The 25098-nt window shown below is 71.8% G+C and carries 20 protein-coding genes; 8 read left to right on the top strand and 12 right to left on the bottom strand.

What is annotated here, in order from left to right:
- Positions 1–3: 3 nt before the first annotated feature.
- The 3 genes from ACQEVC_RS23065 to ACQEVC_RS23055 all read left to right on the top strand — a co-directional run bounded on the left by ACQEVC_RS23065 (position 4) and on the right by ACQEVC_RS23055 (position 3582).
- Positions 4–897, top strand: coding sequence for an oxygenase MpaB family protein (locus tag ACQEVC_RS23065; RefSeq protein WP_432880951.1), 894 nt, complete (start codon positions 4–6; stop codon positions 895–897).
- A gap of 63 nt (positions 898–960) precedes the next feature.
- Positions 961–1740 (top strand): glyoxalase, encoded by a 780-nt coding sequence (locus ACQEVC_RS23060; RefSeq protein WP_432880948.1) that lies wholly within the window; start codon positions 961–963, stop codon positions 1738–1740.
- 261 nt (positions 1741–2001) lie between these two features.
- The gene (locus ACQEVC_RS23055; protein WP_432880945.1) at positions 2002–3582 is read left to right on the top strand and encodes a PQQ-binding-like beta-propeller repeat protein; all 1581 of its coding nucleotides are present in this window, start codon (positions 2002–2004) and stop codon (positions 3580–3582) included.
- Positions 3583–3761: 179 nt separating this feature from the next.
- Here ACQEVC_RS23055 and ACQEVC_RS23050 read toward each other — a convergent pair whose 3' ends face one another.
- Positions 3762–5096, bottom strand: coding sequence for a hypothetical protein (locus ACQEVC_RS23050; RefSeq protein WP_432880943.1), 1335 nt, complete (start codon positions 5094–5096; stop codon positions 3762–3764).
- Positions 5097–5255: 159 nt separating this feature from the next.
- The gene (locus tag ACQEVC_RS23045; RefSeq protein WP_432880941.1) at positions 5256–6959 is read right to left on the bottom strand and encodes an ABC-F family ATP-binding cassette domain-containing protein; all 1704 of its coding nucleotides are present in this window, start codon (positions 6957–6959) and stop codon (positions 5256–5258) included.
- Positions 6960–7575: 616 nt separating this feature from the next.
- Between ACQEVC_RS23045 and ACQEVC_RS23040 the strand changes: the two genes are divergently transcribed.
- Entirely contained in the window at positions 7576–11049 is a 3474-nt protein-coding gene (locus ACQEVC_RS23040) for a phosphatidylinositol-specific phospholipase C domain-containing protein (protein WP_432880939.1), read from the top strand.
- 872 nt (positions 11050–11921) lie between these two features.
- Here ACQEVC_RS23040 and ACQEVC_RS23035 read toward each other — a convergent pair.
- From ACQEVC_RS23035 to ACQEVC_RS23025, 3 genes are all read right to left on the bottom strand, one after another.
- On the bottom strand, positions 11922–12656 hold the full coding sequence (locus ACQEVC_RS23035; RefSeq protein ID WP_432880936.1) for a class I SAM-dependent methyltransferase: 735 nt from the start codon (positions 12654–12656) through the stop codon (positions 11922–11924).
- Between the two features lie 417 nt (positions 12657–13073).
- Positions 13074–13466 (bottom strand): VOC family protein, encoded by a 393-nt coding sequence (locus ACQEVC_RS23030; protein WP_432880933.1) that lies wholly within the window; start codon positions 13464–13466, stop codon positions 13074–13076.
- 35 nt (positions 13467–13501) lie between these two features.
- Positions 13502–14281, bottom strand: a complete 780-nt coding sequence (locus ACQEVC_RS23025) for a MerR family transcriptional regulator (RefSeq protein WP_432880930.1) — start codon at positions 14279–14281, stop codon at positions 13502–13504.
- 231 nt (positions 14282–14512) lie between these two features.
- Between ACQEVC_RS23025 and ACQEVC_RS23020 the strand changes: the two genes are divergently transcribed.
- Positions 14513–16123, top strand: a complete 1611-nt coding sequence (locus ACQEVC_RS23020; RefSeq protein WP_432880928.1) for a helix-turn-helix domain-containing protein — start codon at positions 14513–14515, stop codon at positions 16121–16123.
- A gap of 371 nt (positions 16124–16494) precedes the next feature.
- Here the strand turns inward: ACQEVC_RS23020 and hisG are convergent, their stop codons facing one another.
- The 4 genes from hisG to ACQEVC_RS23000 form a co-directional block, all read right to left on the bottom strand.
- Positions 16495–17340 carry an ATP phosphoribosyltransferase gene (gene hisG / locus ACQEVC_RS23015; RefSeq protein WP_432880925.1) on the bottom strand — a complete coding sequence of 282 codons (846 nt, stop codon included), beginning with the start codon at positions 17338–17340 and terminating at the stop codon, positions 16495–16497.
- A 79-nt stretch (positions 17341–17419) separates the two neighbouring features.
- The gene (locus ACQEVC_RS23010) at positions 17420–17683 is read right to left on the bottom strand and encodes a phosphoribosyl-ATP diphosphatase (protein WP_432880922.1); all 264 of its coding nucleotides are present in this window, start codon (positions 17681–17683) and stop codon (positions 17420–17422) included.
- 81 nt (positions 17684–17764) lie between these two features.
- Positions 17765–19000 (bottom strand): GerMN domain-containing protein, encoded by a 1236-nt coding sequence (locus ACQEVC_RS23005; protein ID WP_432880919.1) that lies wholly within the window; start codon positions 18998–19000, stop codon positions 17765–17767.
- The gene (locus tag ACQEVC_RS23000; RefSeq protein ID WP_432880916.1) at positions 18997–19518 is read right to left on the bottom strand and encodes a SigE family RNA polymerase sigma factor; all 522 of its coding nucleotides are present in this window, start codon (positions 19516–19518) and stop codon (positions 18997–18999) included. The genes ACQEVC_RS23005 and ACQEVC_RS23000 overlap by 4 nt, the downstream gene beginning before the upstream one ends.
- Before the next feature lie 196 nt (positions 19519–19714).
- Here ACQEVC_RS23000 and ACQEVC_RS22995 point away from each other — a divergent pair, with 196 nt between their 5' ends.
- Genes ACQEVC_RS22995 through ACQEVC_RS22985 form a run of 3 tightly spaced genes read left to right on the top strand, consistent with a single transcriptional unit; the run spans position 19715 to position 22169 of the window.
- Positions 19715–20572 carry an ABC transporter substrate-binding protein gene (locus ACQEVC_RS22995; protein ID WP_432880912.1) on the top strand — a complete coding sequence of 286 codons (858 nt, stop codon included), beginning with the start codon at positions 19715–19717 and terminating at the stop codon, positions 20570–20572.
- On the top strand, positions 20569–21414 hold the full coding sequence (locus ACQEVC_RS22990) for an amino acid ABC transporter permease (RefSeq protein ID WP_432880909.1): 846 nt from the start codon (positions 20569–20571) through the stop codon (positions 21412–21414). Before ACQEVC_RS22995 ends, ACQEVC_RS22990 begins: the two co-directional genes overlap by 4 nt.
- Positions 21411–22169, top strand: coding sequence for an amino acid ABC transporter ATP-binding protein (locus tag ACQEVC_RS22985; RefSeq protein ID WP_432880907.1), 759 nt, complete (start codon positions 21411–21413; stop codon positions 22167–22169). The genes ACQEVC_RS22990 and ACQEVC_RS22985 overlap by 4 nt, the downstream gene beginning before the upstream one ends.
- Before the next feature lie 468 nt (positions 22170–22637).
- On the opposite strand, the gene ribH is transcribed toward ACQEVC_RS22985, so the two are convergent.
- From ribH to ACQEVC_RS22970, 3 genes are all read right to left on the bottom strand, one after another.
- Positions 22638–23117, bottom strand: a complete 480-nt coding sequence (ribH, locus tag ACQEVC_RS22980) for a 6,7-dimethyl-8-ribityllumazine synthase (RefSeq protein ID WP_432880905.1) — start codon at positions 23115–23117, stop codon at positions 22638–22640.
- A 2-nt stretch (positions 23118–23119) separates the two neighbouring features.
- Positions 23120–24391, bottom strand: coding sequence for a bifunctional 3,4-dihydroxy-2-butanone-4-phosphate synthase/GTP cyclohydrolase II (locus tag ACQEVC_RS22975; protein ID WP_432880903.1), 1272 nt, complete (start codon positions 24389–24391; stop codon positions 23120–23122).
- Between the two features lie 77 nt (positions 24392–24468).
- Entirely contained in the window at positions 24469–25098 is a 630-nt protein-coding gene (locus tag ACQEVC_RS22970) for a riboflavin synthase (protein WP_432880900.1), read from the bottom strand.

The raw sequence follows: 25098 nt of genomic DNA, 5'->3' as shown, positions 1-25098 counted from the left end.
CCGATGCTGCACCGGTCCGGCCGCTTCGACCGGCTACGCGAGATCCGCGAACTCGACCCCGCCCGGGACTGCCACCGGATCTACCGGACCACCGCGCTGTGGGAGTTCCCGTTCGACGTCCGGATGGGGCTGCTGCTGGCGTTCTGGCGCACCTTCGCCGTGCCGTCGATCGCCGAACTGCTGGCCGCGACCGGCGAGACCACGTCCCGGACCGAGCGGCGTGCCGACGACACCGGCATCCTGATGTACACGCTGATCGAGCACGGCCTCGACCACCCGCTGGGCCGGGCCGCCACCCGACGGCTCAACCAACTGCACCGCCGGTACGCCATCGACAACGACGACTACCTGTACGTGCTCGGCACCTTCGTCTTCGTCGGCTCCCGGTGGATCGACCGGCACGGCTGGCGCCCGCTGTGCTGCCACGAGCGCACCGCGATCTACCACTTCTACGCCGAACTCGGCCGGCGGCTGCGCATCACCGGCATCCCGCCGGACCTGGACAGCTACGCCGACTGGTACGACACCTTCGAGGCGGAACGGTTCGCCGCCACCCCGGCCGCCCGGCAGCTCATCACCGCGACCAAGGGACTGCTCGCCGACCTGCCGAGGCCACTGGTACCGGTCGGCGAGCGGGTCGCCGACGCACTGCTCGACCCACCGCTGCGGGCGGCGGTCTCGGTCGCACCGCCGCCGTGGTGGGCCCGGGCCCTGCTGGCCGGCGGGCTCGCCGGTCGCGCCGCGTACCTCCGGCACGGGGCGGCACCGCGCCGCCGGCAGTATCTCGACGGCGGGCTGCGGGCCAAGACCTACCCCGACGGGTACGACATCGCCACGGTCGGCCCGGCGGAGGAACACCGGGGTGGACGGACATATTCATCCTCTCCTCGCCCATAGGCGGACGGGGCGGGCCCGCTGGCACAATGGCCCGACCTACGGCCGGGACGGGGCGAGAGATCGATGGTGACGACGGACGAACGGATAGTGCCGGACGAGCGGACCGTACCGCTGCTGAACTGCGTGTCCGCGGACGAGACGCTCGCGTTCTGGCGGGCGCTGGGCTTCGAGGTGACCTGGGAGCAGCGGAGGCCGTACCTCTATCTGGCGTTGCGGTGGAGCGGGTTCGAGCTGCACTACGGCGCCGCACCGGCCGGGCTCGACCCGGCGCTGGAGAACACCGGCGGCTGCCTGGTGATGGTCGGGGCGGTCGCGCCGTACCACGCGGCCTTCGTGGCGGCGATGCGGAAGACGTACGGGAAGGTGCTCGGCAAGGGGCTGCCGCGGATCACCCGCTACCGGCCCGGCGCCTCCCGGTTCAGCATCGTCGACCCGTCCGGCAACTCGATCATCTTCATCCGCCGGGACGAGCCGCAGGAGCTGGAGTACGGCGGCGCGAAGCGGCTGACCGGACTGGCCAAGGTACTGGACAACGCACGGATCCTGCGGGAGTTCAAGACCGACGACCTGGCCGCGTTCCGGGCGCTCAACTCCGGGCTGCGCCGGCACGGCGCGACGGCGTCCGGTCCCGACCGGGCCCTGGCGCTCGCCGCGTTGATCGAACTGTCGATCGCGCTGGACGAGCCAGACCGGGTGCCCGAGTGGGGTTCCCGGCTGCGGGAGATCTCGCTGACCGGGCCCGAACGGGAGCAGGTGGAACGGGCCGTCGCCGATCCCGCGGTACTCACCGGCTGGCTGCCAGAGGTCACCTCGCCCGTGGGGGACGGCCCCGGCGAGGAGTAAGGTCGACGGCCGGTCTGCCGCAGGTGGGGGTGTCAGCCCGGGCAGGGTGACGCCTGCTTCCCGGCCCGGCTGGTTCGGCGCTCAGGTGTCGCAGTCGCGACCACAGACCCTGGAACGCGTCCCCCCGCGCGGAGGCGCGGGGGGACGACTCGTAGCCGACCCGACGGGGGCGCGCCGGGTAACCATGCCCGGCGCCCTTGAGCCGACCTTGCAATTGAGATATGTCTCTATAGATATGTCTCACTCGTAAGGGGATCTGCGATGAGCGACGTTCGACGGATCACCACCGCGTCCGCGCTGGCCGTGGCGTGCGTGGTGGCACTCGTACCCATCATCCACGCACCACCCGCGAGCGCCCAGGACGGCGCTGAGTGGTCTATGGGCGGCCACGACATCCGCAACACCCGGTCGAACCCGGACGAGCAACTACTCTCCCCCTCGACGGTCGGCGACCTGGATGTCGCCTGGACCGTCACCACCGACGGCGATGTCTCGGCCACTCCCGCCGTGGTCGACGGCGCCGTCTACTTCCCGGACTGGGGCGGCACCTTCTGGAAGGTCGACGCCGCGAGCGGGGAGGTGATCTGGTCCCGTTCGGTCGCCGAGCTGGCCGGAATCGCCGACACCTTCGCCCGGACCGCTCCGGTGGTGGCCGGCGACACCGTCTACCTCGGCACCCAGGCCGGTGCCCGGCTGCTGGCGATCGACACCGAGACCGGCGACCTGCGCTGGAACACCGCGATGGACACCCATCCGGACGCCATCCTCACCTCGTCGCCGGCCATCCACGACGGCGTGCTCTACCAGGGCGTCTCCTCGCTGGAGTTCCTCAACGCCGGCGACCCGGCGTACGACTGCTGCACCTTCCGGGGCAGCCTGGTGGCGGTCGACGCGGCCACCGGAGTGGTCCAGTGGAAGAGCCACACCCTGCCGGACCAGGGTGCGGGCGGCGACATCTTCAGCGGCGCGTCGGTCTGGGGCAGCACCCCGACCATCGACCCGGAGAGCGGCACCGTCTACGTCGGCACCGGGCAGAACTACTCGATCCCGGCAACGGCGCGGGAATGCCAGGAGAACGGCGGTACCCCGCAGGAGTGCCTGCCGCCGTGGAACGCCAAGGACTCGATCGTCGCGATGGACATGGCCACGGGTGAGATCAAGTGGTCGACCGGCCCGCCCCGGTTCGACGAGTGGAACCTCGCCTGCATACCCGGCTTCCCCCCGAACAACTGCCCGAACCCGGGCCCGGACCACGACACCAGTGACGGCACCCACCTGTTCACCATCCCCGGCCCGGACGGGCAGCCCCGGAAGGCGGTCGGTGCCGGCCAGAAGAGCGGCGAGTTCTGGATGCTCGACGCGCTGACCGGGGAGATCATCTGGAGCGCGTCGGTGGGGCCGGGCTCGGTGCTCGGCGGCATCGAGTGGGGCACCGCCAACGACGGCGAGCGGATCTTCTTCGCGGAGACGAACAACGACCGGGAACCGTACCAACTGCCCGACGGGCAGACCATCGACTACAGCTCGTTCGGCGCGCTGGACGTGGCGACCGGGGAGATCGTCTGGCAGGTACCGGAACCGCACGGCGGCCTGGCGGTCGGCCCGGCGACGACGGCGAACGGCGTGGTCTACTACGGCTCGCTGAACGGCTACATGTATGCCCTCGACGCCGACGACGGCGAGCTGCTGTGGGAGTACCAGGGCGCGGGGGCCTCGAACGCCGGTCCGGCCATCGTCGACGGCAGGCTGTACTGGGGCAACGGCTACCAGCGACTCGGCCCCGCCAGCACCACCTTCTACTCCTTCGGCCTGCCGGCCGCTACCACCGGTACGAGTCCGTGATCGGTCGCGACCGCTGACCCACGGCCCGGACCCGCCCCGCACGGCAGGACGCAGGGGCGGGTCCGGGTGGGGTCGCGCCGCCGGGTTGCCGCTTCAACCGGCCACGCCGCGGTGCGGAGGACCACCACGGTCCTCCGCACCGGTCCGCCCGTGGGCGGGTGTCGGCCTGGTCGCCGCCGTCAGCGGGGCCAGGCGCAGTGGATGTGCGTGGCGTGGTCCGCGTCGTCGCCCGGGCCCAGCACCTCGGTCGCGCCATAGGCGCGGCACGCGTCCTTGAACGCCTGGTTGAACGGGTTGGCGGTGGTGACCCGGGTGCCGTTGATCGTGTCGACGTCGAACGCCTTGCCGAGGTAGTGCCGGGAGTTGGCGCCGTGCCTGCTACCCGCGATCGCGGTCACCCGGAAGTTGAAGCCGTCCAGGAGGTGCAGGCTGAGCACCCCCCGCAACATGTCCAGGTCAAGGTTCACGCTGGTCCGGCCGACATGGCTGAAGTCGCTGGTACTGGCGGGCAACCCGGCCGCCGTGTCCACGATGTTCTGCCGGGCTGTCGATGCCGGATCGGACTGCCCGCCCACGTGGAAGGTGAGCAGGTCGATCGCCGGGATGTCCCGGATGAAGGCTGCCGGGTTGTATGCCGGCAGACCCGTGCTGAACACTCCCGACCCCAGCGAGACCGACAGTGTGGAGGTGCCCAGGCCGTAGCACGGAGACAGATAGCGTTGCCCGGCAGGCAGGGCGAAGCATCCGCCCCACGGTGTCCCGTCCAACGTCTGTAGTGCCAGGTCGAAGCCGATCTCAAGCTGTCGACCGCCGTCGTAGATGCGGCCGTCGATCAGCACCGCGCCGATGCTGTAGCCGTAGTAGGAAGAGGAGAAGGCGAAGGGAGCGGCAGCGGCGACGACGGCACCGTCGTACCTGGCACCGCCCGTCCGCTCGATCAGGTACGCCTGGCCCGCACCCGCGAGGTAGAAGTTGCAAACGATCTCCGCCAGGTAGTCGACCCGGGCCAGGGCAGTGCCGTTGGGGGTCACCTGCCGGCTGATGTACGGCACGCAGGTCGGAGGATCCTCCTGGGCGCCGGCGACCATGCGCGGGGCCGGGCCGGCCTTCGGCTCTCCCAGGGTGATCCCGGTGCCGCTCGGTACGGACGCCGCGAGACGCCGACCAGCGGGTCGGATGGCATCGGCCGGCGCCAGCCCGGATACGCCGGGTGCGGCCACGGCCGGCCGGGCCGGCAGGCTCGGGGCACCATCGTCTCCCGAGACACCGGCGTAGGCCGGCACGGCGTACCCGAGCGTCCCGGCCAGCGCCAGCACCAGAGTCAGCGCCAGCGTCCCGCTCCTCCGCCGGCCCCGGCCCGACTTCACCGGGCCCCGTCCGGCCCGGTCGACCGGGCGGGCCGTATCGACCCGGGTGTCCTGCTCGGCCGCCGGCCCCGGCCGGGGCGCAGCGGTGGTCGGCACCGCCTCTCCGGTTACCGGTGACGTCTCCCGGATCCTGCCTATCCGCATCATGCTTCCTCCATAACCGAGGTACGTGTGCGGGCCAGGCTCGCAGCCCGGACTGGAGGGCAACTGGAGGTCGATTGAACGCGCCGACGCGGAGCACGCCAGCCGTATCCCCGGGGCGTGCCCCCGCGCGCGTCCCGGCCTGCTCTCATCCGATAGCCGGAGTCACCAGGACGGTTCCGTGGTACCGGCGGTAAGCGGCAACACCGGCCAGGCGGCGAGGTCGTGCAGCATCTGGCGGTCGTGGGTGGCGACGACGACGGCTGCCGGAGTCTCCCGCAGGGCGATGGTCAGCTCGTCTACCAGGAGCGCCGACAGGTGGTTGGTGGGTTCGTCGAGGATCAACAGGTCGGGTCGCTCGGCGAGCCGCAGCGCGAGGTTCAGCCGGCGTTGCTGGCCCTGGGACATCCGCCCGACAGGCGTGCGGAGGGCTTCCCGGTCGAGCAGGTTGGTCGCGGTCAGCGACAGATGACCCTTCTCGCCGAGGTGTCCCCGGGACTGGAGTTGGCCGACGTGCTGGTCGTACAGCTGGTGGGCGAGCGCGGTCGGCGGCCAGGCCGGCACCTCCTGCCCGAGGTACGCCACCCGGGCCCCCGCGAGGTGGCGGACCTGGCCGGTCGACGGTTCGAGAGCCTTGGCCAGTACCGCGAGCAAGGTCGACTTGCCCGCCCCGTTGGGGCCGGTCACCAGTAGCCGGTCCCCGCCGTCGAGGGTGAGCGTGACGCTCTGCTGCAGCCGTCCGGCCACGGTGACGTCGTGGCAGCGCAGCAGGGGTGAGCCGGCACGGGTGGCGAGGTCGGGCCAGCGCAGCCGCAGCGGTGGCTCGGGCACGGTGATCTGGTGCGCGTCCAGCTCCTCCTGCCGGCGCCGGAGCGCCTGGACGACACCAGGGGCGCGGGACTGGCGCTGGTGTTTGCCATGACCCTTCTCCGGGCGCCAGCCGGTGCTGAGCCGCTGCCGCGCCTCGTTCACCGCGTCGGCCAGTCGCTGGTGCTCGGCCTGCTGGGCCTCGTAGTCCCGCTCCCAGCGTTCGCGCTCGCGCCGGCGCCCCTCCTGCCAGCCGGCGTAGCCGCCGGCGAACAGGAGCGGTCGCCCGTCCTGGCTGGGGTCGAGATCCAGGAACTCCACGGCCACGTCCCGAAGCAGGGCACGGTCGTGCGTCACGACCACGACCCCGCCCGGATACTGGCGAAGCCGTGCGGTGAGAAACGCCAGGCTGTCGGCGTCGAGGTGGTTGGTCGGCTCGTCCAGCAGCAGCAGGTCGTAACGTGCCCCCAACAGGCAGGCCAGGCGTACCCGGTAGCGCTGCCCGACCGACAGCGTCGACAGCGGGCGCTCCCGGTCGGTGCACGCGTCCAGCCCGGCCAACGCCACGTCGACGCGACGCTCCGCATCCCAGGCGTCCAGCCGGGTGGCCGCGTCGAGTGCAGCGGCGTACGCCGAATCGGCGCCCGCCCTCCCCTCGGCCAACGCCCCCGCCGCGTCGTCGAGCGCCCGCAGGGCGTGCTGGGACTCCCGCATCGCCCCCAGGACGAGGCTGCCCACCGTCTCCCCGCCGCGCGCCTCCAGCGACTGCCGGGCGACGCCGATCGTGCCGATTCGGTCCACCGTGCCCTGGTCGGGCGCGATCATGCCGGCCAGTACGTGCAGCAACGTCGTCTTTCCCCGGCCGTTCTCGCCGACGACGGCGAGGCGGGAACGGGCCGAGACGGTCACGCTCACGTCGGAGAGCACGGCCCGTCCGCCCCGCACCACCCGTACGCGGTCGGCCCGGACGTGCGCCCGGTCACCGGCCGGCAGCCGGCCGCCCCAGGCGAAATCGGACAGGGTGGTCGATTCCGGTGATGAGTTCAGGTCAAGATTGTTCACAGTCTGCTCTTCGGCTCGTCGTGGAGCCGGGCAGCACGAAGACGCCGCCCGGCAGGAACGCCAGGACGGCGGAACAGAGCTAGCTCACAGTCGCGTCGACCCTGCCGCCGTCAGCGGCAGGACCAGGGCTTCATCGCGGCGATGCCGGAATGCATGCCGTCAACCATAGCCGACCGGCAGGGTGCGGCCGCAGCCATGCCTCGTCAACCCCCGGCGGGCTCATCGAGATGCCGCTCTCGACGGGGCGGATCCTCACCGTCCCCAACCTGATCAGTTTCGTCACCACGAGCAGCCAGTTCTCCCGGCGGTGACATCGTGCCGGGCCAGCAGGATCTGCCGGGCGTACCTGTTCAGTCCTTCGCCCCGATGGCGAGCGTCACGCTTCGGCGTACTCCCCACAGACCGTCGTCATCTGACAGATGTCTTTACACCTCCGGTGCATCGACACTTCGAGCACGACCGCCCGGCAACCGCCAGCGCGAACGCTCACGCACGGAGGCGCACCATGCAGACACATCCTCGAACCGGCCCGCCGGTACCTGCGGGGAGGCGTAGATCGGCTCGGAGGCTGTCTGTCCCGTTCCTGGTCCTGACCCTCGTCGCGACCGCGGCGGTCGTGTTGACACCGGCCGCTCCGGCGTACGCCAACGAGTACTACAACGACATCCAGTCCGCCTCGGAAGCCAACCGGAACTGGATGTCCCGGGTACCGGACGATGCCAGCCTGGCCGATCTGTCGATTCCCGGTACCCACGACACCCTCGCGCTGTGCGGCCACTCGGCGAGCGGAAACGGCGACGACTGCGAGTTCATCTCGACCGAGATCACCCAGACGCAGGAGCGCCACGGGTACAGCGCGGAGACCCTGACCGTCCAACTGGAGGCCGGCATCCGGTCGATCGACATCCGGGTCCGGGTGGACAAGGGTGACGCCGGTCTGACCTTCACCGTCCACCACGGCGTCTACTACCAGCACGCCAACTTCACTGACGTACTGACGAAGATCGAGACTTTTCTCGATGCCAACCCGGCCGAGACCATTCTGCTGAACCTGAAGGCGGAGTGCGAGGGCTCCGGCACCACTACCTGCTACGACGCGGAGGGGTACGACAGCACCGAATGGCGGAGGAAGGTCTTCGACTCGTACCTCACCGGGCGCTACTACACCGGCGAGGAGGAGGAAACGAGGCAGGGCAAGTCGTGGGCGGACCTGTTCTGGGCGGATTCCGTCGACGGTAGGGAGCAGGCGACGACGCCGACCCTCAGCGCCGTACGCGGGAAGATCGTCCTGCTCGGCTTCGTCGGCCCGCGCGGCGGGATCTACGAGGGCTACGGGATCGGCCAGCTCTACCCGGCCGGCGGGTCCTCGGAGAACTACATCCAGAACGACTGGGATGTCCCGACGATCAGCGCGATCAACGAGAAGTGGGAGAAGGTTCGGGCTCATCTCCGGAAGACCAACGGGGTGTGGGACGCCAACCGGGGCGAGCAGGCCCATCACGACCACGAGCCCGACGCCCTCTACATGAACCTCACCAGCGGCTCGGGCGGCGGGGCGCGGCCCTACACCGTGGCCGGCGGTACCCCGACGGCGACCGGGGTCAACGAGTTCCTCATCCAGTGCCTGCGCGGCGGCGACGGCCGCTGTCCGGAGTTCTTTCCCGGTCGTGCCGACAACTTCGGCGGCCGGTCCACCATGGACCGCACCGGGATCGTGGTGATGGACTTCCCCGGCGGCGGCCTGATCGACGAGATCATCAGCAGGAATCCGACCGGCTCGTCGGTGTACCCCAACCTGGGTGCCGGCGCCCCGATGGAGGCGCACCTCGGCGGGGACGACGGCGGCAGCCGGCCGGCGGTGCCCGGTGACCACGCGCAGTGCCGCCCGGACGGGATGGTCCCGACCGCCGGTACCAACGCCCCGTACTGCGACGTCTATCAGGGCGACGGGCGGGAGTGGCTCGGCCAGGACCGCGACCGGCGGGTGATCGGCTACTTCAACGGCACCCGTACCGGTGCGGACGGTAAACCGCGTTATCTGGTGAACAACATCCCCTGGTCCAAGTTGACACACATCAACTACGCCTTCGCCTGGATCGAGGGAAACCGGATCTCGGTCGGTGCGGACGGTCCGGGCAACCCGGCCACCGGGATGACCTGGGACGGGCCCGGCACCGAGATGGACGAGAGCCTGCCGTACCGGGGCCACTTCAACCTGCTGAGCACCTACAAGGACCTGCATCCCCGGGTGAAGACGCTGGTCTCGGTGGGTGGCTGGGCGGAGAGCCGCGGCTTCTACCCGATGACCACCAACGCCGACGGCACCACCAACCAGGCCGGGATCAACACCTTCGCCGACTCGGTGGTCGAATTCCTCCGCCGGTACGACTTCGACGGCGTCGACATCGACTTCGAGTATCCGACCGTGCTGGACGACACCGGCAACCCGAACGACTGGGCGACCGCACAGCCGCGCCGCAAGGGGCTGCCGGCGGCGTACACCGCGCTGATGAAGACGCTGCGGGAACGGCTCGACCGGGCCGCGGCGGCGGACGGCCGGTACTACCTGCTGACCTCCGCCTCGTCGGCCTCCGGCTATCTCGTGCGCGGCATGGAGAACCACAAGGCGCTGCGCTACCAGGACTACACCAACCTGATGGCGTACGACTACCACGGCTCCTGGAACGACGTGGTCGGCCCGAACGCCGCCCTCTACGACGACGGCAAGGACCCGGAGCTGTCCGAGCTCTACCAGACCCCGGAGTACCAGAAGATCGGCTACTTCAACACCGACTGGGCGTTCCACTACCTGCGCGGCGCGATGCAGGCCGGACGGATCAACCTCGGGATTCCCTACTACACCCGGGGCTGGCGCAACGTCACCGGCGGCGAAAACGGCATGTGGGGCAGTTCGGCCGGCGAGGACTGCCAGCCGGGCACCGGCCTGGTCCGGCCCTGTGGCGACGGCGCGGTCGGGGTCGACAACATCTGGCACGACGTCTCCGCCGACGGCGCGGAGGTCGGCGCGGGCGTCAACCCGATGTGGCACGCCAAGAACCTGGAGCGCGACGTCACGCCCCGGTACACCAACGCGGTCGGTCTGAGCCCGGAGACCGACCCGGACGACCGGCGCACCGGCACCTACGACCGGCACTGGGACGAGGTGACCCGAACCGCCTGGCTGTGGAACTCGGAGAAGAGGACCTTCCTCTCCATCCAGGACATGCAGAGCCTCGACCAGATCATCGACTACGTCGACCGCAGCGGCGCGGGCGGCGTGATGATGTGGGAACTCTCCGGCGACTACGACTGCCCGGACGAGGCTGACACCAGCGCCAGAAACCCGTGCGTGATGGGCCACACCCTGACCCGCCGGCTGCACGAGCGGCTCCAGGGCCTCGACGCGTACGACAACAGCCGCAGCGCCGGCAGCAGCGCGCAGCGACCCGGCTCGGCGATCGACGTCACCGTCGACCTCGTGCAGTACCCGACCGAAACGGCGAAGCTCTGGCCGTTGACGCCGACGGTCCGGATCACCAACAACACCGGGGTGACAATCGGTGGCGGCAAGGAGAACCTCATCTCGTTCGACCTGCCGACCTCCACACCCGCGCTGATCAAGGATGGCGACTGGCAGACCGGCGAGCAGGGCGGCCGGTGGAAGGTCCAGGCCGGGCACAGCGGACCGAACGCCCGGACCGGACTCGCCGGTGACTTCCACCGGGTGAGCCTGGCTCTGGACTACTGCCAGATCATCCCGGCCGGCAAGAGCCTGGACGTGCCGATCATCTACTACATCCCGGCCACCGGACCGGTGAACACCACGGTGAAGCTCGGCAGTACGACGTACGCGCCGGTCACCGAGCACAACCGGGGGGCCGCGAAGGTGAACCCGCCGGCCGGCGGCTGCTCGGCACCGGCCTGGGACGCCGCCAGGGTGTACGACCCGTCGACGCAGGCGGTGGAGAACGTGACCGTCAGGTACGACGGCAGGATCTGGCGGGCCAAGTGGTGGACCCAGGGCAACGCGCCCGGCACCGGGGCCGACCCGGACCACGAGCCATGGAAGCTGGTCGGTCCGGCAAGCTGACCGGTACCGTTCGACTGGGGCGTCCGTCCGGGCCGGGCCCGGACGGACGCTCTCGTCCTCGGTCGGGCAGCGGCGGTAGGAAGACATCCCGTGCGAGCCGAACCGGCCTGCCACACCCCCGGGCTCCAGCGGTCGGAAGCATCACCGGGCCGGCGGACGGGGTTCCCGCTCCGGTCGGAAGAGCCAGGTGGTGCCGACCGGTACGCCGACCCGGTGCGGAGGGGGCGTCCTTCCCTCCGCACCGGGTTTCCGCCGGCGCCAACTGGCGGCGCTGGTGGGCCGCCGCCGTTGACTGGCAGCGCGGGTGGCGCCTGCTCCCGGGACCGGATCCGACGCCGTGGAAGCCGGATTCGGTTCGACGGCCCGGCAACGAGCCAGCCGGTTGTTGCTGCTGTCCCACCACCCGGAGGTGGCCGTCGGGACGACGGCGGGCGCACCGCCGACCGAGACAGGTTGCCGAAAACTTCCGGTAATCAGCTCCGCCGATAAGCTGTACCACTATTAATACCCATCGAAGGCGCTCGACACAAGACCTGTACGCGCACCACATAAGCCCCGACGAAGCTCCCGGAAGATGACCGGAAGTTCCGGCGGGACGATCGCCCCGGACACGATCTCTATTCGGTTGGCCCTTGGCAGCCGCACTCCGGACCGGAGGACGCCCCGCCCGAGGTGCTGAACGCGCGGCTGCGCCGACTGGTCGCCCTCACCCTCCGGGCCCCGCCTCCACGCACTGGCGATGGCGGCTCAAGCCGGGGGCGCCACGCCCGAACGAGAAGGCAGCACCGGCGAGGCCGCCGACCAGGGACCCGTCACCGGCCCGGGCCGGACGGCACCGGAACGGGTACGACGGACCCCTGGTCGACGCTGCGCTAACCGCGACGGTAGACGGAGACGTGACTCGTACTCTCGGCGTCGAACGGCCGGCGGTGCCAGTCGGCGTACCGCTCGGCGAGCCGGAGACCGGCCTGTGCCGCCATCTGGTCGATCTGCTCGGGCCAGGCGTACCGCATGCCGAAGGGCTTGAGGTGCACGCCCGCACCGTCGAACCTGATGGTCTGCCGGACGAACGTCTGCGCGGCCCGGTCGAACCGGTGCAGCCGGATGGTCGCCGAGTCCTCCGTCACGTCCCACACCTGGACCTGCTGCTCGGTGCGCTCCATGTCGACCGGATCAGGGACGTACGTCTCGATCACGAACGCGCCGCCCGGTGCCAGCACCCGCGCGACGTTGCGGAAGCACTCCTCCTGCCGCCCGGCACGGACCAGGTTGAACAGTGTGTTGTAGACCAGGTACACCAGGGTGAACGGTCCGCTGACCGGCACGTCCGCCATGTCACCGATGGCGACCGGCAACTGCTCGCCACCGGGTTTGGCACGTAGCCGCGCCACCATCTCCTCGGATGCCTCGACGCCCTCGACGGCGAGGCCGCGGGCGGCCAGCGGAAGTGCGACCCGGCCGGTGCCGATCGCGAGTTCCAGCACCGGACCGCCGTCGGCGAGACCCTCGAGGAAGTCCACCGCCGGGGCCGGATCGGGGTTGGAGCCGTTGTCGTAGCCGGCGGCCCAGAGCCGGCCGAAGAGTCCGGGATCGTCGAGGAGGGACATCACTCGCCCTCCTCACGCCCGGCCGGCCGAGCGGCCGGCGGGAATCCGGTCGGGCGCGTCCTACCGGCGCCCGCCGCTGTGCTGGTCGTGGAGACCGACGTACTCATGAAGCCTCATATCCTTCGGGTAGACGACGCCTGCTCGCTGACTGGACATGGGCGCTCGTGGCATGGCCGTCTCCTCTCTCGGTCGGCTACCGGTCGGCTCTGGCCGCCGGGCAGGGTCAGGACAACAGATGCCCGGTAACCCCGGCAAGCGCATTACCGCTGCCGCACCCGCTCCGGACCCCGCGCCCCGCGAGGCCCGCAGCGGCGGATGCCGGTCACCGGCCGGCGTCAGCAGGAACCCGCGCCGCTGCTCGTCGCCACCGGGATCGCACGGTTACGGCCGGCACCGCCGCGCGCCGCAGGGTTCGACTCAGGCCGGGCCGAGCAGGTCCCAACGGTTGCCGGCGACGTCCCGGAACACCGCCACCCGACCGTACGGCTCGGCCCTCGGCAGGCTCACGAACTCGACGCCAGCGGCCACCATCCGGTCGTACGCGGCGTCGAAGTCGTCGACTCGGAGGAAGAACCCGACCCGCCCGGCCAACTGGTCGCCGACCACGGCACCCTGCCGCTCGCCGTCGGCGCGGGCGAGCAGGATGCCGGTCTCGGCACCGGGTGGCCGGACCACGACCCACCGTTTCGGGCGACCGTCGTTGGTCAGCGACGGCGAGTCCTCGACCAGGTCGAAGCCGAGCACTCCGGTGAAGAACTCGATCGCCCGGTCGTACTCCGCCACCACGATGGTCACCAGGTCGATCCGCACCCCGGCAGCCTAGGCCGTCGGCCCGGCGACGGAGCCTAGGCGTCCAGGCCGGCGCGGACCCGATCGAGGTAGTCGACGAGAGCGCGCATCTGGTCGGCCGGCCACGGGAGGCTCCGGCCGAGTTCCCCGCTGTTCTCGTCCCACATCCGCCGGGCCGCCGTTCTGGTCCGCTCCCCGGCGGCCCCCGCCGGGTGGAACCGGCCCGCCAAGGCGTCCCAGCGGCCGGCCAGGGCCCGTACCGCCGGGTCGTCGGTCGGGGTGCCGTGCTGTACGTGCCGGAGCAGCTCCACCACGAGTTCCGCCCATTCGGCCCGGGCCGCCTCGACTCCGGCCGGGCCGAGCGCCGCCCGCCGCTGCGCCAGTTGCTCCCGCTCATCGCCGCTGAACGAGGTTTCGAACACAGAGATCATCTCCAGGGTCGTCAGGAACTGGTCCGGACCGGGCATCGACGCGCCGTCGATCTGGTCGAGCAGGCCGTGCAGCCGCTCGATGAGCTGGTCGAGCCGGACGGCCTGTGCCGCCAGCCCGCGCAGTTGGGCCGTCAGCAGATCCCGCATCGCCGCCAGGTCGTCCGCCGACCCAGCGAGTACGTCCGCGATCTCCTCCAGGGACAGCCCGAGCCCGCGCAGCGCCCGTACCCGGTACAGCCGGCGCAGGTCACCCTCGGTGTACCGGCGGTGCCCCGAGCTGGTGCGCTCGCCGGCCCGCAGCAGGCCGATCTCGTCGTAGTGGTGCAGGGCACGCACCGTTGTCCCGGTGGTCCGCGCCAGCTCACCGATGCTCCACCGACGTCCGGTGTCGTCTCTCCCGGTCACGCCCGAAACGCTACGACCTCCCGTTACGTCAGGTACAAGTGTCGAACGAGACAGCGTCCTGGGGGCACCGGAGCGGGATCCACAGGCGAGCCGGAGAGCGCGGTCGGGCTCCGGAAACAGCCCGGTACGCTTGCTCCGCCCACCGGCTCGGCAAGGGCGTCGCGGCCGGGAACGACGGATCCGCACCGGAGTTCGCCGACCCGGGAGGACGTACCGAGGAGTCAGCACCCGATGAGCCGGGAACCAGAGGACGTGGCCACGCCCAGCCGTGATGGCGACCTGCTGAGCCTCGCCCGTCTCTCGGTGGGGCGGGACGCGGTACGCGACATCCTGGACTGGCTCGGGCGGCGTACCGGCGGCGCGGCCCTGCTGGTCGGGGCCGACGGAAAGGTACTCGCCGGGCCCGTCGGCCGGCTCGGACCCGGGACCCGGATGTCGCGGGCGGTCGGCACCGCCGTCGCGGACCTGTCCCGGCGCGGGTCGAGCGCCGCCGTGGTGGACACCGGCGGACCGTCCCGGGTCCACCTGCTGAGGCTGGACGGCGGCGCCCCGGACCGGTCCGCCGCGTCACTGGTCGCCCGGGCCGAGGAACAGGTCGGCTACCTCGCGGTCGTCGCCGCCCCGGAGCGGCAGCTCGGCGAACTGCTCGCCGACGCCGCGCGGACGCTCTCGCTGTGCTGGCGGGTCGAGGAGGCGGAGCGGGCCCGCCGGCGGATCGTCGCCGCCGACGCGCACGGCCGGGAGGCGGTACTGCACCTGTTGATGGTCGGCGACGTGCCGCCCGCCCGGCGGATCGCCTCGGCGCTGCGGCCGCACCTGCCCGACGCGCTGCGGGTCTGTGTGATCGAGTGCGTCGGCCGGCAACGGTACGAGGTCGCCGCCGAGATCGACCGGTCGCTGGCCGGCCGGGCCTGGATCGTGCCCTGCCCGGTCCGTTCGAACCACCTCATCGCACTCGTACCGGCCGAGCCGTCCGGCGACGCCCCGGCGCCGAGCCGGGAGGCCGCCCGGCGTGGCGCGGGTCGGGCCGATCCGGCGGACCGGCTCGGGCGGCTGATCACCGCCCGGGCCCGGCAGTGCCGGGTCGGGATGAGCGAACCGGTCGCGCTGCCGGACACGGCCACCGGCTACGAGCAGGCCTTCCACGCGCTGGCGGTGGCCCGGGCCGCGACCGAGGGGTACGCGCGGTTCGACCGGCAGCACGAACTCGTGCCGCTCACCGGTCCGGACGGGTACCCCTGGGCCCAGCGGCTGCTGCAACCCTGCCTCGACCACGTCCCGGCCCGCCGGGCCGACCCGGGTGCGGTGGAGCTGCTCGGCACGCTCAGCTCGTGGCTGGCCTTCGACACCGCGGCCAGCCGGCACCTGAAGATCCACCGCAACACCCTGACCGGTCGGCTACGACTGCTCAACGCACTGCTCGGATTGGATCTCCTTCGGGTTCCCGACCGCTCCGCCGCCTGGCTGGCGCTGCGCCTGCGCGCCGCGCCCCGGCCGGACGATCCGCGAGCCGGTGCGGTGCCGGCCGAAACGGTACCGGCCGCCCGGGAGGTCACCCTGGACCACCTGCTCGCCGCCCCGGCCGTGACGGTGTGGGCCCGGGCCCGGCTCCGGCCGTTGCGCGCGGCCGACCGGTCGACCGGGTTCGAGACGGTTCGGGCCTGGCTGGCCGCCGACACCAACCTCTCGGCCACCTCGGCCGGGCTCGGCATCTCCGTGTCGGCCACCCGCAAGCGGCTCGTCCGGGCCGAACAGGCGCTCGGGCGTTCGCTGGTGCACGCCCCGGACGCCCGGCACGAACTCTGGCTCGCCCTCCGCGCGGTCGAGCTGGCGGACGGTTGACCGCCGGATCGGTGGTCACTGTCGCACGGCGGGACCGCACCGCGGTCACTGCGCACGGCGGGACCGCACCGCGGTCACTGCGCACGGCGGGACCGCACCGCGGTCACTCTGCGGGGCGGGACCAACCGCGGTCACTGCGCACGGCGGGCCGGCACCGCGGTCACTGTGCACGGCGGGACCGGTCGCGGGGTCGCTGTGCAGATCGCTCCCTCGCGACCGGCGTCCGGGGCGTCGTACGGTTGTCGGTGCCGATGCGGGGGATGGCCACCGTCCGGCGACCCTTCGGGTGGTGCCACGAGGGCGAAGGGCAGCCGGACGGTGGCCTTGGCCACGAGAGGTACGGACGCGCCAGGGGGTGGCCGGGCGGCGGACTACAGCCGGCAGGCGTGGATGTCGGTGACCAGGATCGCCCGGGCGCCGACGTCGTACAGCTCGTCCATGATCCGGTGTACGTCCTGGCGCAGCACCATCGCCTGCACCGCCACCCAGCCCTCCCGGTGCAACGGCGAGATGGTCGGGGACTCGATTCCCGGGGTGAGCGCGCTGGCCTTCTCCAGCAGGTCGGCCCGGACGTCGTAGGCGAGCATCACGTACCGGCGGGCGACCAGCACCCCCTGGAGGCGCCGGACGAGCTGGTCCACCTGCCCGTTGGCCGGGGCACCGGTCCGGCGTACCAGTACGGCCGACGAGCGCAGGATCGGCTCACCGATGATCACCAGGCCGGCCTGGCGCAGCGTGGCACCAGTTTCCACGACGTCCGCGACCACGTCGGCCACGCCGAGGCGTACGGCGTTCTCGACCGCGCCGTCGAGCCGGATCACCGTCGCGGTGAGCTGGTGTTCGGTCAGGTAACCCTCGACCACCCCGGGATAGGCGGTGGCGATGCGCCGGTCGGCGATCTGGTCGACCGTCGAGACGGTTTCCGGCCGGGCGGCGAACCGGAACGTCGCCGCGCCGAAACCGAGGTCGAGCATCTCCTCGGCCGGGCTGGCCGAGTCGACCAGCAGGTCCCGTCCGGTGATGCCGAGGTCGAGGTCGCCGGAGCCGACGTAGGTGGCGATGTCCTTGGGGCGGAGGTAGAAGAATTCGACGTCGTTGGCGTCGTCCCGGCAGATCAGGTCGCGGTCGTCACCGCGCTGGCGGTAGCCCGCCTCGCGCAGCATCTGGGCGGCCGGTCCGGACAGGGTGCCCTTGTTGGGAATGGCAATGCGCAGCATCGGTAGTGCTCCTCGCGGTCAGGGATCGGAATCGGGCTGACGGACGCGTCCGGTGCGGTCGACGGGACGCGGCGGGGCACTACAGATGTCGGTAGACGTCCTTGAGGTTCAGACCGGTGGCGAGCATCAGCACCTGCGCCTGGTAGAGCAACTGGGAGATCTCCTCGGCGGCCCGTTCCGGACCCTCGTGCTCGGCGGCCATCCACGCCTCGGCCGCCTCCTCGACGACCTTCTTGCCGATCGCGTGCACGCCGCGCTCCAGCGCGGCCACCGTCGCCGAGCCGGGGGTGCCGGCCGCGGCCTTGGCCTGCAACTCGGCGAACAGCTCCTCGAACGTCTTCACGGCATCCGATTCTCGCAGCCGGCCGGCACCGGCCCGGTCGCCGGGTCGGCCGGCGGCCCACCAGGTGGACCGCCGGCCGGTTCAGCGCACCGTCACGGTGTGGTCGTCGAGGAACCGCTCGGACCCGTCCTCCAGCGAGATCGCGTACGTGGTCAGCGTGTACCGGCCCGGCGGCAGCGTGACCCGGAACCTCGCCTCCCCCTGAGCGGGCCCGGCGACCGAGAGCGTGACCACCTGCTCCCGCACGGTACGCGTACCCCGCTGGATCCGGAGCTGGGCGGTCGCCTCCGGCAGGATCCCGGCGACGTGTACCTGGAAGCTCCGGCTGACCGCGTCGCCGTGCTGCGGCGAGATCAGCCAGACCGGGGCGAGCACCTCCATCGCCGGGGCCCGGCGCAGCACCCCGGAGGTGTCGACCCGGCCCCAGAGCCGGTCGACCGGTGCCCCGTCGAGCCGCAGCCGCAGCCCGGAGACCCCGGGCACCGCGGTGACGGTCCAGACCAGTTGCTGCACGGCCAGCCGTGTGGTGACCTCGTCGACGCCGTCGCGGGCCGCCCCGGTGAGGTCGACGGTGGCGATGCCGTCGCCGTCAACGGTCACCTCCCGCAGGTCGGTCCCCTCCGGCCACGGGTTGCGGTAGTCCGGGTCCATCCCGACCGGCCCGTCCAGCAGGTTCCGCAGTGCGGCGGTGATCCGGTCCCGGGCCGAGCCGTCGTGCAGCCACAGCCGGTGGAACTCGCGGTAGAGCCGGGGTCGGCCCGGGTCGCCGCCGAGGTAGTAGACCGGCAGGCCGACGGTGCTCTCGGTGGCGCCGGGTGCCGGCGTACCCGTGCCGGTGCCGACCGACGGGGCGACCGCGCCATCCGGCGGGGTCGGCCCGGGGCGGACGTCGTCCGGCGACGCCGTCAGGGTCGCCGGCCGGTCCGCGCCGGGTGGCGGCTCGGCCCGGTCGGACGGCGTCGGCACGACCGTGCTGGCCAGCCCGACCACCACCGCCGCCATGCTCAGCGTGGCGACCGTCACGGCACCGGCCGCCAGTGGTGACCAGCCGCGCCACCGGTCCCCGGCGAGCCGGGGCCGTGACCATCCGGGCCGGCGCCGCCGGCGCCGCGCGCCGCCCCGGTCGCCGGCCCCGATCCGCCGCTGGATCTCGGGCAGCGCGCCCGGTCCCGGCTCGATCCGGTCGGCCTCGGTCGCGAGTACCCGGCGCAGCAGATCCTCGTCCCCCGGTGCCCGCTCCCCCGACCCCGACGTCGCCCCCGGCCCCGACGTCCACGCCGGCTCGGAATGCCCACCGGGTCGCCGCTGCTCGTTCATCGCTCCGCCCCCATGCTCTGCTTCAGCGCGGCCAGCCCCCGGAAGGTGTGGCTCTTCACCGCGCCCCGGCTGACACCCATCAGTTCGGCGGTCTCGGCCTCGGAGAGGTCGAGGTAGTAGCGCAGCACCAGCGCCTCCCGCTGCCGGGTCGGCAGGGTACGCAGCGCCGCCATCACCGCGTCGTGCTGAAGCAGGTCGAGTGCGCCGGCCTCGGCGCTCGGCGCGTCCGCCACCGGCCCGGCTCCGGCCAGGTACGCGGTCACCACCCGACGGTGCCGCAGCGCCGACCGGCACCGGTTCAGCACGCTGGTCCGCAGGTAGCCGAGAGCGCGGTCGGCGTCCCGCAGCCGGGACCAGTGCCCGTGCAGCGCGACGTAACCGTCCTGCACGATCTCCTCCGCCGCACCCTGGTCGTGCAGGAGCAGCGTGGCGAGTCGTACCAGCGGGCGGTAGTGGGCGGCGAAGAGGCTGGTGATCGCCTCGTCCGCCGACCACTGTGGTGGTCCCGATCGTGTCATGGTCCTCCCGCCGGGCGGGTCGGAGACCAGTTGGGTCGTCACGGCAGGATGACGCGCGACCCCCCGTTCCGGTTTACCCGCCGCGCCGGGTCGACACCACTCGACAGGCCGATCACCCACCCGACCGGCTGATATCCCGATCGGATCGAGAGAGATATCTATGGGTACCCGTCGACGTGTGCCTATGCTGTCGGCCATGGCTCGCCGATCTCTGCCGGTCGCGCTCACGACCGCCACCCTTGTTCTCGCGGCCCTCGTCGGCTGCGCACCCCAGAACCAACCCGCGCCCGTCGCACCGCAGGCCACCTGTACCAAGGCCGAGCTGAAGACCCGTACGCCGGGCAAGCTGACCATCGCCACCGACGACCCGGCGTACGCACCCTGGTTCGCCGACAACCTGCCCGCCAGCGGCAAGGGCTTCGAGTCCGCGGTCGCCTACGAGGTCGCCGAGCAGCTCGGCTTCGCCCGGGTCGACGTGCAGTGGGTACGGGTCAAGTTCGACACCGCGATCGCGCCGGGGCCGAAGGAGTTCGACTTCGACATCAACCAGTTCTCCATCACGGACGAGCGCAAGCAGGCGGTGGACTTCACCTCGCCGTACTATCTGGTCCGGCAGGCGGTGGTCGCCGGCAAGGGTTCCAAGATCACCGGTAGGTCGCGGCTGGCCGACCTCCAGGGTGCCAAGCTCGGCGCCCAGGTGGGCAGCACCAGCTACCAGGCGATCACCGACGTGATCAAGCCGACGGTCAAGCCGCAGGTCTACAACACCAACGACGACGCGAAGAAGGCCCTGCAGAACGGCCAGCTCGACGGCATCGTGGTGGACCTGCCCACCGCCTTCTACATCACCTCGGCCGAGGTCAAGGACGCCACCATCGTCGGGCAGTTGCCGCAGGTAGGGCTGCCGGAGGCCTTCGGCCTGCTGCTCGACAAGGGCTCGCCGCTGACCGGTTGCGTAAGCGGCGCGGTGGACGCGCTCCGCGCCGACGGCACGCTCGGCAACCTGGAGAAGACCTGGCTCTCCGAGGTGGCCGGCGTCACCGACATCACGTGACCCTGCTCGACCACCACCCCTCACCGATCGCTCGCCAGCGGACCGCCTACCGGAAACGGCAGACGGTCCGCTCGGTGCTGGTCGCCGCCGCGTCGACCGGCGTACTCGGCACCCTGCTGGTGCTCGCGGTGACCGGGTCGCCCGGCTGGGAACGGGTACGGCAGTCCTTCCTCGACCCGCGCATCGGCCGGGAGGCACTGCCGGAGATCCTCACCGGACTCTGGCTCAACGTCCGGCTGCTGTTCTTCTGCGCACTCGGGGCGCTCGCCCTCGGCCTGGTGGTGGCGGTGCTGCGTACCCTGCGCGGCCCGGTCTTCTTCCCGGTCCGGGCGCTGGCCGCCGGCTACACCTACACGTTCCGCGGGCTGCCGCTGATCATCGTGATCTACCTGCTCACTCTCGGCGTGCCCGGGCTGCGGTTGCAGGGCATGCCGCCGGTGCTGGTGCTCGGCGGGATCGCCATGGTCCTCACCTACGGCGGCTACCTGGCCGAGGTGTTCCGGGCCGGCATCGAGTCGATCCATCCGAGCCAGCTCGCCGCCGCCCGGTCGCTCGGGCTCAGCTACCGGCAGACGATGCGGCACGTGGTGCTGCCCCAGGCGGTCCGCCGGGTCGCCCCGCCGCTGCTCAACGACGTGGTCGCGCTCCAGAAGGACGTCGGACTGGTCTCGCTGGCCGGGCCGATCGACGCGGTACGCGCTGCCCAGATCGCCACCGCCGAAAGTTTCAACTACACGCCGTACATTGTCGCGGGGGTGCTCTTCGTGCTGCTCGCCATTCCACTGATCGCGGTCACCGACTGGGTGACCCTGCGCGCCGCCCGCCGGCAGGCCGCCCGATGAACGCACATGTGCTGCGCTGCCGAGGGCTGCGCAAGGTCTTCGGCGGGCACGTCGTACTCGACGACCTCGACCTGGACGTGACCGAGCACGAGGTGGTGGCGCTGATCGGCGCATCCGGCTCCGGCAAGTCCACCCTGCTGCGCTGCGTGAACCTGCTGGAGGAGATCGACGACGGCACCATCCACCTGGACGGCGAGCACATCACCGACCCGCGCACCGACCCCGACCTGGTACGCCGGCGGATCGGCATCGTCTTCCAGGCGTACAACCTCTTCCCGCACCTGCGGGTGCTGGACAACATCACGCTGGCGCCGGTCCGGGTGCACCGGCGGGACCGGGACGAGGCCGAGGCACAGGCCCGGGAACTGCTCGCCCGGGTCGGGCTGGCCGAGAAGGCGGCCGACTATCCCGATCGGCTCTCCGGCGGCCAGCAGCAGCGGGTGGCGATAGTCCGGGCGCTGGTCAACTCGCCCCGGCTGCTGCTGCTCGACGAGGTGACCTCGGCGCTGGACCCGGAACTCGTCGGCGAGGTGCTGACGATGATCCGGGACCTGAAGGCGGACGGCATGACGATGGTGCTGGCCACTCATGAGATGAGCTTCGCCCGCGAGGTCGCCGACCGGGTCTGCTTCCTGGACGGCGGCCGGGTGATCGAGGAGGGGCCGCCGGAGCAGGTGCTCGGCGAGCCGACCCAGCCCCGTACCCGGCAGTTCCTTCGCCGGATCATCGAGGCGGGCCGCCTCCAGGTCGGCTGACCACGGATCGGCCCGACGCCCGACGTGCTCCGTCCGAAGACTGTCGAGCTGCCCCGCTTGCGCGCCCACCCTCAACCGCAGCCGGCGACAAACCACCCAGGCAGCAGGCTGTCGAGCTGCCCCCGCTCGCGCACCCACCAGCGACTGCCGCCGGCAATACACCGAGCTAACGGACTGTCAAGCTGCCCCGCCCATGCACCCGCGACGGCAGACCGGCGGGTAGGGCTGGCCGCCACCAGTGCGGCAGGCCGCCGCCGTACTACGAGCCGGAACCGCGGCCGGGGGTGGTGTCCCGTCTGTGCACCCAGCTCGACAGTCTCGCAATCAGGGTTCTGTCCCTGGCCGTCCCACGCCACCGTCCAGCGCACGCCAGGCCAACCGATCGCCGGCGGGCACTGGCCCTGCGACCCGCCGATCACCGGCCAGGCGGGCGACGACACCCCGGATCGCCCCGGCGGCCTACGGGCGCTACGGGCGGGCGGCGATATCCCGGACGGCCACGGCGGCCTCCAGGGCCGCCGTGGTGGCCGCCCAGCCCTTGTCCTCGGCCGAGTCGGGCAGCCCGGCCCGGTCGCGGGCCTGCTCCAGGTTGTTCACCGTCAGCACGCCGTGCGCGACCGGCTTCCCGCTGTCCAGCGCGACCCGGGTCAGCCCCTCGGTCACCGACTGGCACACGTAGTCGAAGTGCGCGGTGGCACCCCGGATCACCACGCCGAGCGCCACCACCGCGTCGCAGCGCCGGGCCAGCGCCTGGGCCACCACCGGCAGCTCCACCGAGCCGGCCACCCGGACCACGACCACGTCGTCCACCCCGCACGCCTTCGCCGCGGTCACCGCCCGGTCGACCATGTGGTCGGTGAGTTCGCCGTGCCAGCGCGCGGCCACCACCCCCACGGTCAGCCCGGACGCGTCCACCGTCGACACTCCCGGCTCTCCGAACCCCGCCATCGTCACGCCAACCTTTCCGTCATCTCCGCGAGTTCCGTCAGCTCCCCGGCGTCGGCCGGAGTCTCCAACTCGTCCAGCAGGTGCCCCATCCGGTCCCGCTTGGTACGCAGGTAACGCACGTTCTCCGGGGTGGCCCGGACCGGCATCGCCTCCCGCCCCACCACGGTCAGCCCGTACCCCTCCAGCCCGGCCCGCTTGGCCGGGTTGTTCGTCAGCAGCCGCATCGAGCGGACCCCGAGGTCGTAGAGGATCTGCGCCCCGGTGCCGTAGTCCCGGGCGTCGGCGGGCAGCCCGAGATCCAGGTTGGCGTCGACGGTGTCCCGGCCGAGGTCCTGCAACTGGTACGCCTGGAGCTTGTGCAGCAGCCCGATGCCGCGCCCCTCGTGCCCGCGCATGTAGAGCACCACGCCCCGCCCCTCGGCCGCGACCCGGGCCAGCGCGGCGTCGAGCTGGGGGCCGCAGTCGCAGCGCAGCGAGCCGAAGACGTCCCCGGTGAGGCACTCGGAGTGCACCCGTACCAGCACGTCCTGGCCGTCGCCGAGGTCGCCGTAGACCAGCGCGATGTGCTCGGCGCCGTCCTGCCGGGCCCGGTAGCCGACCGCCCGGAACGGCCCGTACGGCAACGGCAGCCGGGTCTCGACGACCTGCTCGACGTCCGTCTCGGTACGCCGCCGGTATGCGATCAGGTCCGCGATGGTGATCAGCGTGATGCCGTGCTCGGCGGCGAACTTCTCCAGGTCGGGCAGGCGCATCATGGTGCCGTCGTCGTTGACCAGCTCGCAGAGCACCCCGGCGGGGCGGAGCCCGGCGAGCCGGGCCAGGTCGACGGCCGCCTCGGTGTGTCCGGGACGGCGCAGTACGCCGCCGGCCTTGGCCCGCAGCGGCACCACGTGCCCGGGCCGGCTCAGGTCGGTGGCGTCGGTCGACGGGTCGGCGAGCAGCCGGATGGTGTGCGCCCGGTCGGCGGCGGAGATGCCGGTGCTGACCCCCTCCCGCGCGTCCACCGTCACCGTGTACGCGGTGCCCCGCTTGTCCTGGTTGGTGTGGTACATCGGCGGCAGTTCGAGGCGGTCGCAGTCCTCCTCGGTCAGCGGTGCGCAGATGTAGCCGGAGGTGTAGCGGACCATGAACGCGACCAGTTCCGGGGTGGCCCGGTCGGCGGCGAAGATCAGGTCGCCCTCGTTCTCCCGGTCCTTGTCGTCGACCACGACGACCGGTCGGCCGGCCGCGATCTGAGCCAGTGCTGCCTCGATGGTGCCGAATTCGGTGCTCATGCCAGCCTCTCCGCTGCGCTCCGGGCCGTCATGAGGCTCACCCGCACTGAACTGGCTGATTCGCTCGCTACGCTCGCTCATGCCACGGCCTCCAGTCCGTCGACCGGCAGTCGCCCACCGGTCGTCAGCAGTCGTTCGACGTACTTGGCGAGGACGTCAACCTCGAGGTTGACCGGCTCGCCGACACCCTTGCGGCCCAGCGTGGTGGCGGCCAGCGTGGTCGGGATCAGCCCGACCGAGAAGGTCTGCGCGGTCAGCGCGGCGACGGTCAGCGACACCCCGTCGACGGTGATCGAGCCCTTCTCCACCACGTACCGGGCGAGGTCTGCGGGAAGGCCGAAGGTGACCGTCTCCCACTGCTCGGCCGGCGTCCGCCCGACGATCTCGGCGACCCCGTCGACGTGGCCCTGCACCAGGTGCCCGCCGAGCCGGCTGCCGAGGGTGGCGGCCCGCTCCAGGTTGACCGGGTCACCCGGGCGCAGCGCCCCCAGCGAGGTACGCCGGAACGTCTCGCCCATCACGTCGGCGGTGAACGTGTCGGTGTCGACCTCCACCACGGTCAGACAGACCCCGTTGACGGAGATCGAGTCGCCGTGCCGGGCGTCCGAGGTGACGATCGGGCCGCGGATCGCGACCAGGGCGGAGTCGCCGCCGGTGTCGTCCCGCCGGACCAGTTCGCCCAACTCCTCCACGATGCCGGTGAACAT

Origin of the sequence: Plantactinospora sp. CA-294935, from assembly GCF_050936445.1 — a bacterium.
Lineage (GTDB): Bacteria > Actinomycetota > Actinomycetes > Mycobacteriales > Micromonosporaceae > Plantactinospora.
Note: the sequence above shows the minus strand (reverse complement) of the source record. Positions and strands in the feature narration are given on the sequence as shown.